Raw genomic sequence first — 12,293 nt, 5'->3', positions numbered from 1 at the left:
TCAAAAATAGAAGGCAAACTAAATACAGTGCTCAAAATAAAAAACCGTATTTTTGCAAAAATTTTTAGACTACTATGAGTAATATTGTTGCCATTGTTGGAAGACCAAATGTTGGAAAATCAACCCTATTTAATCGGCTAATTAAACGCCGACAAGCTATTGTTGATTCGGTTAGTGGAGTTACTAGAGATCGTCATTATGGAAAAAGTGATTGGAATGGTAAAGAATTTTCTGTAATTGATACAGGAGGTTTTACTATTGGCTCCGATGATATTTTTGAAGAAGAAATCAGAAAACAGGTACAACTTGCTATTGATGAAGCTGATATTATAATATTTGTGGTAGATGTAGAAGAGGGTATAACACCTATGGATTCTGAAGTTGCTAGTATCTTACGAAAAATTAAAAAACCAGTACTAATTGCGGTTAATAAAGTAGATAATTCAAAACGTAATGCAGACGCTATTGAATTTTACAACTTAGGTTTAGGCGATTATTTTACAATTTCATCGATAAACGGAAGTGGAACTGGAGAGTTATTAGATGCTTTAGCTGATAAATTAGAAGAAGATGTTGTTGAAGAAAGTGAATTACCAAGTTTTGCAGTAGTTGGAAGACCAAATGCGGGTAAATCCTCATTTATAAATGCATTAATTGGCGAAGATAGAAATATAGTTACTGATATTGCTGGAACAACACGAGATTCCATTGATACAAAATACAATAGGTTTGGTTTCGATTTTAATTTAATAGACACAGCAGGAATTAGAAAAAAATCTAAAGTTAAAGAAGATTTAGAATTTTATTCGGTAATGCGTGCAGTTAGATCTATTGAAAGTTGTGATGTTGCAATTTTAGTTATTGATGCAACCAGAGATTTTGAAGGACAAGATGAAAATATATTTTGGTTGGCAGAAAAAAACAGAAAAGGCATTGTAATTTTAGTTAATAAGTGGGATTTAATTGAAAAAGAAACCAATACAATGCGTGATTACGAAGCTAAAATTAGAAGAGAAATTGCTCCGTTTACAGATGTTCCTATCATTTTTATAAGCGCACTTACAAAACAACGTGTTTTTAAAGCTATTGAAACTGCTGTGGCCGTTTTTGAAAACAGAAAAAAGCGTATTCCAACTAGCAAATTAAATGATACAATGTTAGATATCATTAAACAAAATCCACCTCCTGCAATTAAAGGAAAATACGTTAAAATTAAATTTTGTACACAATTACCAACACCAACACCTCAGTTTGCTTTTTTTGCTAATTTACCTCAATATGTAAAAGAACCTTACAAACGTTTTGTTGAAAATAAATTACGAGAAATATTTGACTTCTCAGGTGTGCCTATTACCATTTACTTTAGAAAAAAATAAATTTACTAGTTTAAATTAATTTTTAACCTTCTGTAATTATTTTTACATTCCTTTGTAATTAACCTTACAAATAATGTACTAGTTACAACCTACTTTTGATATTAATTAAAATTTCTATTATGAAAGTATTGGTATTAGGTGGTGGCTTTGCTGGAGTTGAAACTGCAATAAAATTAAGGAAATATGGGTACGACGTAACCTTAATTTCTGAACGAGATTACATGTTTATTTATCCTATTTCAATATGGATACCTGTTAGCAAAATAAGTTTTGAAGACACTAAACTAAATTTATTTGAACTTCAAAAAAAGCACGGTTTTAACTTATTAATTGAAAAGATAACCAAAATTGATAATAATAATCAACAAATTATAACTGATAAAGCAACTCACAAATACGATTATTTATTTATCGCTTTAGGAATGAGTAAAGTTAAAGTTAAGGGAATGGAAAATACACATTCCATTTGTGGAAAACCTGATGAAGCAACTGTTATTAAAAATAAACTAAATCAATTAGTAGAAAAAAGAACAGGAAGTATTACGGTAGGTTTTGGTGGTAATCCAAATGACCCAACTGCAACAACTTTACGTGGTGGCCCAGCTTTTGAATTACTTTTTAATATTAGTCACTTCATAAAAAATAAAGGACTTCGAAATAACTTTAATATTACATTTTTTGCTCCAATGGCTGAGCCTGGCAAACGTATGGGAACAAAAGCACTTCAAAAAATGGGAGGTTTCTTTGAACGGTATCATGTACAAACTCATTTTGGTAAAAAAATTAAAGAGTTTACTAAAGATGCTATCATTTTTGCAGATGATTCACAGCTAAAATCAGACTTAACACTTTACATTTCAGGAGGAGATGGATTGCCAATAATAAAAGAAACTAGCTTACCTCAGAACGAAACAGGTTTTGTGAAAATTAATGAATTATGTAGAGTAGAAAATGAAGATAATATTTATGTTGTAGGAGATGCTGCCGCAATTATTAATCATCCTTGGGCAGCTAAACAAGGTCATATTGCAGAAGTAATGGCAGATGTTAGCACTTACAATTTTCATAATATGATAATTGCAAGCGGTAAGCGAAAAAGCTATTGGGAAAAACTACATATAATTTGTGTTATGGATAGCGGTGACGGAGCTGCTTTAGTAATGAGAACTTCAAAAAAAGAAATAATGATTCCGTTGCCAATAGTTGGCCATTGGCTTAAAAAAGGTTGGGGTTGGTATTACAAACAAAGTAAAATGAAACGCATGTTTAGAATTCCAGGAATGTAATTTTAAACAAAAAAGATTGTTTTTAGTTATTCCCTTTTTGATTTTTAAACTTATTTAGCTTAGTAGAAATTGCTTTTAATAAAATTAAGCCAACTATCGCTCCAAAAAAAGATATTATTAAATTGAACGTTAACAAAGTATAATTAATGTTTCCATTTCCTGAAATAGCTATAGGATCAAAACCAAATCTTCCAATCAATTTTATAAAAAACACACTTCCAAATACACCTATAATAGAATTTCCAGTAAAGCCAAAAGAATATTTTTTTAAAACAAATCCAAATAAATTAGCCCCAAAAATTCCTATTACAACACTTATTACAGCTATTAATGAAGCTAACATGGTATTTAAAATTAGTGATTTCCATAATCCATATCATCTATTTTACCTGCCAAAATTCTTTTTTGAACAATAAAATATATAAACAACAAAATAAGACCAATAATTGACCATCCTATAGCAACAGATAAACCGTAATTTGAAGTTGCAGTATTGTAAATAGTTAAAGACTCATTTATATTATTTGTTGATGGTAAAACAACTGGAAATAAAGATGCTAATGAGGAAGTTATTCCACCTAATATTACTAAAGTTGAAAATACAAAAGCGTAAATATCTTTTTTTAATTTTTTAATAAAAAAGAGCCCAAATAAACCTACAAAATAGATAATTGGAAAAATTACTAAGTAAGGTTTATCCATAAAATTATTTAAAGAATTCGGTTTTACTATTTCCCAAACAATTAAGGAAAATATAGTTAATATTAATAGCACTATATTTAACTTAAAAATTACCGATTTTAGCCGATTATTTATAGATGCATTTGTTTTTAAAATAATCCAAGTAGCTCCGTGAATTGCTAAAGTTACTACTGAAATAAAACCAATAATAATAGTAAACCAATCTATAACCCCTGGAGATTCACTTAAAGGACTAAAACTACTATTCCATAGTGGCAAGAAAAAATAATGGCTCTCAAAAAGCGAAACTCCATTTTCAACGCCTCCTAAATTTACACCTCTAACTACGTTACCTAATGCAATTCCAAAAAACAAAGCTAATAATAGGCTAGATACTCCAAAAGCCTTATCCCAAAAAGCTGTCCAAATATTATAGCTAAACTGACCTCTAAACTCTAATCCAATAGCTCTAAAAACAATTAACCATAATACAATTATTAAAGGCAGATAAAATCCACTAAAAGCAGAAGAATAAAGTGTAGGAAATGCCATAAACAGCATTCCTCCTCCAGCAACAAGCCAAACTTCATTTGAATCCCAAAATAATCCTGCTGCTTTAGCTATTATTTCTTTGTCTTTTTCTTTTTCAGCAAAAAACAAATGTATAATACCAACTCCAAAGTCGTAACCATCTAAAATAAAAAATATAGCTATAACAACCGCAATAATTAAATACCAATAGATTTCCATAATTTAATGTTTTTTAGAGGTTGGACCTTGGTGAATAGTTTTTCCTACTAGAACTAAAAATAGTAATCCTAATAACATATATAAACCTACAAACCCTAGTAAAGTGAATAATGTATTTCCTGAAGAAACTGTTGGAGACATTCCAACACTAGTTCTTAGTAATCCGTAAACTAAATAAGGTTGTCTTCCTAATTCTGCAACATACCAACCTGTAAGATTTGCTATATATGGAAACGGAACTAAAAACATTATTATCCATAATAATGGTTTAATAGTAAATATTTTATTCTTCCATAAAAAGAAAGCTGATAGTATCATTATTGCAATAAAAATAGTTCCTAAACCAACCATTATATGATAAGCATAATAAAGTGCTGGAATGTTATCCGGTAAATCTTCCTTTTTAAATTGGTCCATACCTTTAATTTGTCTATTCCAGTCTTTATACGTTAAAAAACTTAAAATATTAGGCACTGCAATTTTATTATCTAATTTTTTATCTAACATATTTGGTTGTCCAATAAGAACAATTTCAGCTCCACCATCTTCTGTTTTAAAAATACCTTCCATTCCGGCAAAAGCAGCTGGTTGGTATTTAGCAACATTTTTAGCGTTCCAGTCTCCTGTTGGAAAAGCAACCAATAGCGAAGAAATTACTCCAAAAATTACTCCTGTTTTTACGAATAATTTTCCGTACTCAACATTTTTATTTCTTAAAATGTAAAAAGCTCCAATACTGGCAACTACAAAAGATGAAGTTACTAAAGAGGCTGCCTGATTATGTAAAAAGGCTGGTATTAACCAAGGATTACTAAATAATGTAGAAAAATTATGTAGTGCAAATTTTCCGTTTTCTAAAATTTCATAACCTACAGGATGTTGCATCCAAGAATTTGTTGCTATTATAAACCATCCACTAATCCATGAACCTAAAAACACTAAAAAACCAGTTAAAAAATGTAATTTCTGTCCCATTAATTTCTCCCCAAAAATAAAAAGAGCCAAAAAAGAAGATTCTAAAAAGAATGAAAACATACCTTCCATAGCTAAAGGTTGTCCAATAATTTGTCCGGTAAGTTCAGAGAATTTTGCCCAATTTGTGCCAAACTGAAATTCCATCGGAATACCCGTTACAACTCCCATTGTAAAGTTCACAGCAAAAATTTTCATAAAAAACTTAGCTGCATTGTTATACTTCTGAATATCTGTTTTTAAAAATTTCCATTTAAAATAAACTATCAATAAAGATAAGCCCATGGTTAACTGTGGAAATATGTAGTGAAATGTGATAGTAAATGCGAATTGCAATCTATCGTAAAAAAGCATATCATTCATGGTAGTATTTTTAATTTTATAACAAAATTATGCTTAAAAAGTATTAATTTCTATAACAAAGGTTACTCTATTTTTTAACCTAATTAAATGGATTGTATCTTCTATAAATTTAAACTACTAAGTTACTTTTTTTGATAGAAAAATTGAACTAATATTTTGATTTATTTTACTTTTTTATTGGTTTTAAGAAGTGTTGAACCTAACAATATAGTACACTATATTTTACCTAAAAGTTCAAAAGAAATATTTGAATATTGGAAGAAACCGAAATTAACATTTTAAAATACTATTTCCAGTTTTTGTAAGGGTTTTTCATAAGCATTGAATTAAAGAAGCGAACATCTCCCGTAACTTCTTTTCCTAACCAAGCTGGTTTTTCAAAAACAGTATCTTCTGATGGCAGCTCTATTTCAGCTACTACTAAGCCATCATTTTCACCATAAAACTCGTCTACTTCAAAAAATAAGTTATTTGATATTGGAACAATATATCGTGTTTTATCTATAACACCTGGCTCGCAGATTTTTATTAAATCTATTGCATCATTAACGGCTATTTCTTTTTCAAACTCATATCTTGATGCTCCACTTTCATTACCAATACCTTTAATTGTTAAGTAGCCTTTATCTCCTTTTATACGAATTCTAACCGTTCGCTCTGGCACAGTTGATAGAAATGCTTGTTTAATTTTTATCTTTTCAGAAGCATGTTTTTTATAATTTCCTTTAACAAAGAATTTACGCTCTATTTCTTGATTAGCCATAGTTAATTAATCTTAAAAAGCTAGTACAAATTTATTAATACAAACTTTGAAATTGTAAATCACCTTATTATTAAAGGTTTTATTATTACGATGTTATTTTGGAAATATTTCTAATTGTTACCAACTACCGCCAGCTCCTCCTCCAGAAAAACCTCCGCCGCCAAAGCCTCCACCAAAACCGCCACTTCCAAAACCTCCGCCAGAGCTTCCGCCTCCAAAACCACCACTTCCAAAATTACCTCTTCCTGCTCCGCTTAATAAAATTGCAGTTAATATATCTGAAGCCGCATTTCTTCTTCCTCCTCCGCCTCCACCGCGTTTATTGTTAGAAAAAATTATTATTATAAAAAAGATTAAAATTACAATGAAAAATATTGGAGGCGACTTAGATTTTTTATTTTGTTTGGGTGCTTTATTTTTAAAAGTACCTTTTAAAACCTGGAAAATAGCATCAGCTCCTTTATCTAATCCGCTATAAAAATCTCCTTTTCTAAATTCAGGAGTAATTATGTTTCTAACAATGGTTCCTGTTGTTCCTGCAGTTAACTTATATTCAACGCCATAACCTGGTGAAATCCATATTTTATGTTCTTTTTTTGCAACTAAAACAATTACTCCATTATCTTCTTTAGCTTGACCTATTCCCCATTTTTGAGCCCATTTTGGTGTTAAAATACCAATATCTTCCCCTTTTAGAGTTTCAATTGTTATTACTACAATTTGGGTAGAAGTACTATCGGAATACTGAATTAATTTTTGTTCAAGTAATTGCTTTTCTGACCCTGATAATAAATTTGCATAATCATAAACACTTGTTTGCAATTTAGGCTTTGGTGGAATATTATATTGCCCAAAGGATAATTGTACTAAAAAAAGGGCTAAAAATAATGGGAAACTCGATTTAATTAATTTAATCATGGTAATTTTACTATCCTTTTGAGATTTCATCTGGTAATTCATTTACATCATCTTTTTCATAAGGGAAATAAGCTTTTAACTGATTTCCAACTTCAATAATTCCTTGTTCTAATCCTTTTGCATATTTTTTTTCTGCAAAAAAAGTAAGTACTTTATTTTTTACAATTTCCCAGAAGTTATTAGGAACTAACTTATGAATTCCTTCATCGCCAATAATGGCAAATTGTTTGCTTTCTGTTGCTAAATAAAATAAAATACCATTTTTTAAGTGTGTTTGATCCATTTTTAAAATTTGAAAAACCTCCTTTGCCCTTTCTATAGGAGGCTTTTCTGTTTTATTTTCTATATGAACTCGTATTTCACCTGAAGTATTTTTTTCGGCAAGTTTTATTGCGTCAACAATAAATTGCTCTTGTTCAGCAGATAAAAAAGCTTCAATTTTTGACATTAGTTTTCTTTTTTGTTGAAATCAAATTTTACATCAGGAGCTTTATCTGCTCCAACTTCAGCATCAAAATAAGGTTTGCTTTCAAAATGAAATAATCCTGCTAAAATAGAATTTGGAAATGTTTTAATATGATTATTATATGGTTTAGTTGCTTCATTAAAACGTGTACGAGCAGTTAGTATTTGATTTTCAGTACTAGTTAACTCATCCTGTAATTTTAAAAAATTTTGATTTGCTTTTAAATCCGGATATCTTTCAACAGTCACCAATAAACTTTTTAAAGCTCCACTTAAACCACCTTGTACTTTATTAAAATTAGCTAATTGTTGTGGCGTTACTTTAGTTGGGTCTATATTTATAGAAGTTGCTTTTGCTCGAGCATCAATTACTGCTGTTAAAGTAGATTTTTCAAAGTCTGCAGCTCCTTTAACTGTATTTACCAAATTACCAATTAAATCATTTCTACGTTGATAAGCTGTTTGTACATTCCCCCAGCTTTCTGAGATATTCTCATTTAATCTAACTGCTGTATTGTTGAAGTTTACACCCCATCGATAAAATCCAAATACAATAACTACTATAATTATTACTGGTATAAGCCACTTTTTCATTTTTATAAAATTTAATCGTTAATAATTCTTTCTATAGGTAACCAAAAAATTGGTTTTGTTACAAGTAAAACTAATCTATTCTAAATTGTTTTTTATATTAATCAATTCAGATTTAATGTTTTCTAAACGTGTAATAATTTCAAAATTATCTTTTATCACTTTAGGTTTTTCCTTCATTTTAGCTTTTGCTCCCTCCAAAGTAAACCCTTTTTCTTTTACCAAGTGATAAATTATTTGCAAATTTTTAATATCTACCTGTGTAAATAATCGATTCCCTTTTTTATTCTTTTTAGGTTTTAAAATATCAAATTCCTTTTCCCAAAAGCGTATATGCGAAGTATTTACATTAAATGCTTTGGCTACTTCACCAATTTTATAATATCGTTTTTCAGGTAAGTCTATGTACATTAGTCTAAAGATTGCCCTTCTATTTGCGCTGCTTTTTGCATTGCTAAAAATTCTTCAGGAGATAAGTTTCCGTAATAATAATTAATTGGATTTACTTTAACTCCATTTTTATGAACTTCGTAATGTAAATGTGGTCCTTGAGATCGGCCTGTAGTTCCAACAAAACCAATTAAATCTCCACGTTTTACTCGTTGTCCTTTTCTAACATTATACTTGCTTAAATGCGCGTACAAAGTAATATAACCAAATCCATGGTTTATTTCGATATGCTTACCAAACCCTGATGCACGTTGATCTGCTCTTTTTACAATTCCATCTCCAGAAGCATAAACAGGAGTTCCTATTGGTGCTGAAAAATCCATTCCATAATGTTTTTTTCTAGCTTTAGTAAATGGATCTGTTCTCCAACCGTAACCAGAAGCCATTCGTTTTAAATCTCCTTTTTTAACAGGTTGTATTGCTGGTATTGCTGCTAGCAGTTTTTCTTTATCATCCGCTAATTTTACAATTTCATCTAATGATTTTGATTGAATATAGAGTTGTTTTGCTAAGATATCCATATTTTTAGTAACGTCAATTACCATTTCAGAATTATCAAATCCTTCTAACGATTTATAACGATTTACACCTCCAAAACCTGCTTTTCTTTGTTCTTCAGGAATAGGATTAACTTCAAAATATAGCCTATAAATATTATTATCTCTATCCTGAATTTCACTTAAAACACCTTCCATTTGTTTTATACGTTTGCTGTGTAGTTGCTCGTTTAATTTAACAAATTCTAACTGACGTTTAAGTTCTTTTTCTTTAGGAGATTCAAATATAGATGTGAAAATAACATACCCTAAAAACATTAGGATTAGAGATGCTAATAACATCAGTAAAAAATTTCTAAATTTTTCCCTTTTCCTTAAGTGAATTTTTTGATAGGATAAGGTATCCGGATTGTAATAATATTTTACTTTCGCCATAAATAGAAATTATCTTATTTTTGCAACATTAACGTATTACAATTTTATAATATTGTAATGCACAAATAACAAAATTACAAAATGTTTTGCAATAGATGTAAAACACAACAATTTTAGCATTGTATTAACATATGAAATCACAAGATATACGTCAGCAATTTTTAGATTTTTTTGCTTCTAAAAATCATCAAATTGTACCTTCATCTCCAATGGTATTAAAAAACGATCCAACGTTAATGTTTACCAACGCAGGAATGGTGCCTTTTAAAGAATATTTTTTAGGTCAAAAAAATGCTAAAAACAAACGTGTTGCTGATACACAAAAATGCTTACGTGTTTCAGGAAAACATAACGATTTAGAAGAAGTTGGAAAAGATACTTATCATCATACCATGTTTGAAATGCTTGGCAACTGGAGTTTTGGTGATTACTTTAAAAAAGATGCTATTAACTGGGCTTGGGAATTTTTGACCGATGTTGTAAAAATTGATAAAAACAGCTTATATGTTACCGTTTTTGAAGGAGATGAAAATGACAATTTAGCTTTTGATAAAGAAGCTTTTGATTTTTGGAAAAATCATGTTCCTGAAAATCGAATCATTAATGGAAATAAAAAAGATAATTTTTGGGAAATGGGAGCTCAAGGGCCTTGTGGACCTTGCTCTGAAATACATGTAGATTTACGTTCTAAAGAAGAAAAAGAAGCTATTTCAGGTAAAAGCTTGGTAAACCAAGATCATCCACAGGTGGTAGAAATATGGAATTTGGTTTTTATGGAGTTCAATAGAAAAGCGGATGGTTCTCTAGAAAAATTACCTGCAAAACATGTAGATACCGGAATGGGATTTGAGCGTTTGTGTATGGTTTTACAAAACAAACAATCTAATTATGACACGGATGTTTTTACTCCATTAATTAGAGAAATTGAAACCATAACCAATAATGAATATAATGTAAAAGAAGAAACGGATATCGCTATTCGTGTAATTGCAGATCATGTTAGAGCAGTTGCTTTTGCAATTGCAGATGGACAATTGCCTTCAAATACAGGAGCTGGTTATGTAATTAGACGAATTTTACGAAGAGCAATTCGTTATGGATTTACTTTTCTAAATAAAAAAGAAGCTTTCATTTATAAATTGGTGAATACGCTAAGTAAACAAATGGGAGATTATTTTCCTGAACTAAAAGCTCAAAAACAATTAATTACTAATGTTATAAAAGAAGAAGAAATTTCCTTTTTACATACTTTAGAACAAGGTTTGGTTTTGTTAGACGGCATTATCAAAAACACTTCTGGAAAAGAAGTTTCAGGTAAAAAAGCTTTTCAATTATTTGATACTTATGGATTTCCTATCGATTTAACCTCTTTAATTCTTTCTGAAAAAGGATTATCCTTAAATGAAAAAGAATTTAATGAAGAATTAGCAAAACAAAAAAAACGATCGAGAGCTGCATCAACAGTTGAAACTGAAGATTGGGTAATTATTAACGAAGATAATGAGGAAGAATTTATTGGTTATGACCTTTTAGAAGCAAATGTTAAAATAACTAGATATAGAAAAATTAGCACAAAAAAGGATGGCGATTTATATCAATTAGTGTTTAATTTAACTCCGTTTTATGCTGAAGGTGGTGGACAAGTTGGGGATAAAGGATATATAGAAGTAAGTAACGGAAACGTAATTTATATTATTGATACTAAAAAAGAAAACAACTTAATTGTACACTACGCAAAAAGTTTACCTAAAAATGTACAAGAAACTTTTAAAGTAGTTGTAGATGAAAAACAACGATTAAGTACTGCTAAAAATCACTCTGCAACTCATTTATTGCAACAAGCATTACGTGAAGTTTTAGGAGAACACGTAGAGCAAAAAGGTTCCGCAGTTCACTCTAAAAGTTTGCGTTTTGATTTTTCACATTTTGCTAAACTTACAACAGATGAATTGCTTGAAGTTGAAAATTTTGTAAACGCTCGTATTGATAATAAATTACCTTTACAAGAATACAGAAATATACCAATGGATGAAGCCTTAAACAAAGGTGCAATGGCTTTATTTGGTGAAAAATATGGCGATACCGTAAGAGCTATTCAATTTGGAAAATCGGTAGAACTTTGTGGAGGAACTCATGTGCAAAACACAAGTGACATTTGGCATTTTAAAATAGTGTCTGAAAGTGCTATTGCAGCTGGAGTGAGAAGAATAGAAGCTATTACCGGCGATGCTGCTAAAGATTTTTATGTTGAAAACAATAAGACATTTCATGAAATTAAAAATCTGTTAAAAAACCCTAAAAACCCACAAAAAGCAATTCTTCAACTTCAAGATGAAAATACCGAATTAAAAAAACAAGTTGAGTTGCTTTTAAAAGAAAAAACTAAGGATTTAAAAGGCGCTCTTTTAAAAGATATTGAAGAAATAAATGGTGTTAATTTTCTTTCAAAAAAATTAGATTTAAATCAAAATAGTATTAAAGATTTAGCTTTTGAAATTGGAAATCAAGTAGATAATTTATTTCTACTAGTAGGCTCAGAAAAAGATGGTAGAGCATTTTTAACTTGTTTTATTTCAAAAAAATTAGTGGAAGAAAAGAAATTAGATGCCGGAAAGGTAGTTCGTGAATTAGGTAAATTAATTCATGGCGGCGGCGGCGGACAACCATTTTTTGCAACTGCTGGAGGTAGAAATCCTGAAGGAATTGAACAAGCACTAGAAAATGCTAAAAAATACATCTCATAAAT

Annotated in this window: 12 protein-coding genes; 3 read left to right on the top strand and 9 right to left on the bottom strand. The window is 29.8% G+C overall.

Annotation, left to right across the window (positions count from 1 at the left end; all coding sequences use genetic code 11):
- The first annotated feature begins 74 nt into the window (after nucleotides 1–74).
- Nucleotides 75–1,376 (top strand): ribosome biogenesis GTPase Der, encoded by a 1,302-nt coding sequence (der, locus tag R3342_RS03610; RefSeq protein ID WP_318938309.1) that lies wholly within the window; start codon nucleotides 75–77, stop codon nucleotides 1,374–1,376.
- A gap of 119 nt (nucleotides 1,377–1,495) precedes the next feature.
- Complete coding sequence (locus R3342_RS03605) at nucleotides 1,496–2,662, top strand: NAD(P)/FAD-dependent oxidoreductase (RefSeq protein ID WP_318938308.1); 1,167 nt, start codon at nucleotides 1,496–1,498, stop codon at nucleotides 2,660–2,662.
- A 22-nt stretch (nucleotides 2,663–2,684) separates the two neighbouring features.
- Here R3342_RS03605 and R3342_RS03600 read toward each other — a convergent pair whose 3' ends face one another.
- The 9 genes from R3342_RS03600 to R3342_RS03560 all read right to left on the bottom strand — a co-directional run bounded on the left by R3342_RS03600 (nucleotide 2,685) and on the right by R3342_RS03560 (nucleotide 9,547).
- Complete coding sequence (locus tag R3342_RS03600) at nucleotides 2,685–3,005, bottom strand: hypothetical protein (protein WP_318938307.1); 321 nt, start codon at nucleotides 3,003–3,005, stop codon at nucleotides 2,685–2,687.
- A gap of 11 nt (nucleotides 3,006–3,016) precedes the next feature.
- Complete coding sequence (cydB, locus tag R3342_RS03595) at nucleotides 3,017–4,093, bottom strand: cytochrome d ubiquinol oxidase subunit II (RefSeq protein ID WP_318938306.1); 1,077 nt, start codon at nucleotides 4,091–4,093, stop codon at nucleotides 3,017–3,019.
- Between the two features lie 3 nt (nucleotides 4,094–4,096).
- Nucleotides 4,097–5,428, bottom strand: coding sequence for a cytochrome ubiquinol oxidase subunit I (locus R3342_RS03590; protein ID WP_318938305.1), 1,332 nt, complete (start codon nucleotides 5,426–5,428; stop codon nucleotides 4,097–4,099).
- Nucleotides 5,429–5,714: 286 nt separating this feature from the next.
- Nucleotides 5,715–6,191, bottom strand: coding sequence for a CYTH domain-containing protein (locus tag R3342_RS03585; protein ID WP_318938304.1), 477 nt, complete (start codon nucleotides 6,189–6,191; stop codon nucleotides 5,715–5,717).
- A gap of 117 nt (nucleotides 6,192–6,308) precedes the next feature.
- The gene (locus tag R3342_RS03580) at nucleotides 6,309–7,139 is read right to left on the bottom strand and encodes a TPM domain-containing protein (RefSeq protein WP_318938303.1); all 831 of its coding nucleotides are present in this window, start codon (nucleotides 7,137–7,139) and stop codon (nucleotides 6,309–6,311) included.
- Nucleotides 7,120–7,557 (bottom strand): TPM domain-containing protein, encoded by a 438-nt coding sequence (locus tag R3342_RS03575; RefSeq protein ID WP_318938302.1) that lies wholly within the window; start codon nucleotides 7,555–7,557, stop codon nucleotides 7,120–7,122. Before R3342_RS03575 ends, R3342_RS03580 begins: the two co-directional genes overlap by 20 nt.
- The gene (locus R3342_RS03570; RefSeq protein ID WP_318938301.1) at nucleotides 7,557–8,168 is read right to left on the bottom strand and encodes a LemA family protein; all 612 of its coding nucleotides are present in this window, start codon (nucleotides 8,166–8,168) and stop codon (nucleotides 7,557–7,559) included. The genes R3342_RS03575 and R3342_RS03570 overlap by 1 nt, the downstream gene beginning before the upstream one ends.
- A gap of 75 nt (nucleotides 8,169–8,243) precedes the next feature.
- Complete coding sequence (locus tag R3342_RS03565) at nucleotides 8,244–8,576, bottom strand: MerR family transcriptional regulator (protein WP_318938300.1); 333 nt, start codon at nucleotides 8,574–8,576, stop codon at nucleotides 8,244–8,246.
- Nucleotides 8,576–9,547: a M23 family metallopeptidase gene (locus R3342_RS03560; protein WP_318938299.1), complete on the bottom strand. Its 972-nt coding sequence runs from the start codon at nucleotides 9,545–9,547 to the stop codon at nucleotides 8,576–8,578. Before R3342_RS03560 ends, R3342_RS03565 begins: the two co-directional genes overlap by 1 nt.
- 131 nt (nucleotides 9,548–9,678) lie before the next feature.
- On the opposite strand from R3342_RS03560, the gene alaS reads away from it, so the two are divergent.
- On the top strand, nucleotides 9,679–12,291 hold the full coding sequence (alaS, locus tag R3342_RS03555; RefSeq protein WP_318938298.1) for an alanine--tRNA ligase: 2,613 nt from the start codon (nucleotides 9,679–9,681) through the stop codon (nucleotides 12,289–12,291).
- Nucleotides 12,292–12,293 lie beyond the last annotated feature (2 nt).

Origin of the sequence: Lutibacter sp., from assembly GCF_033723435.1 — a bacterium.
Lineage (GTDB): Bacteria > Bacteroidota > Bacteroidia > Flavobacteriales > Flavobacteriaceae > Lutibacter.
This window is presented reverse-complemented; position numbering and strand designations above follow the sequence as displayed.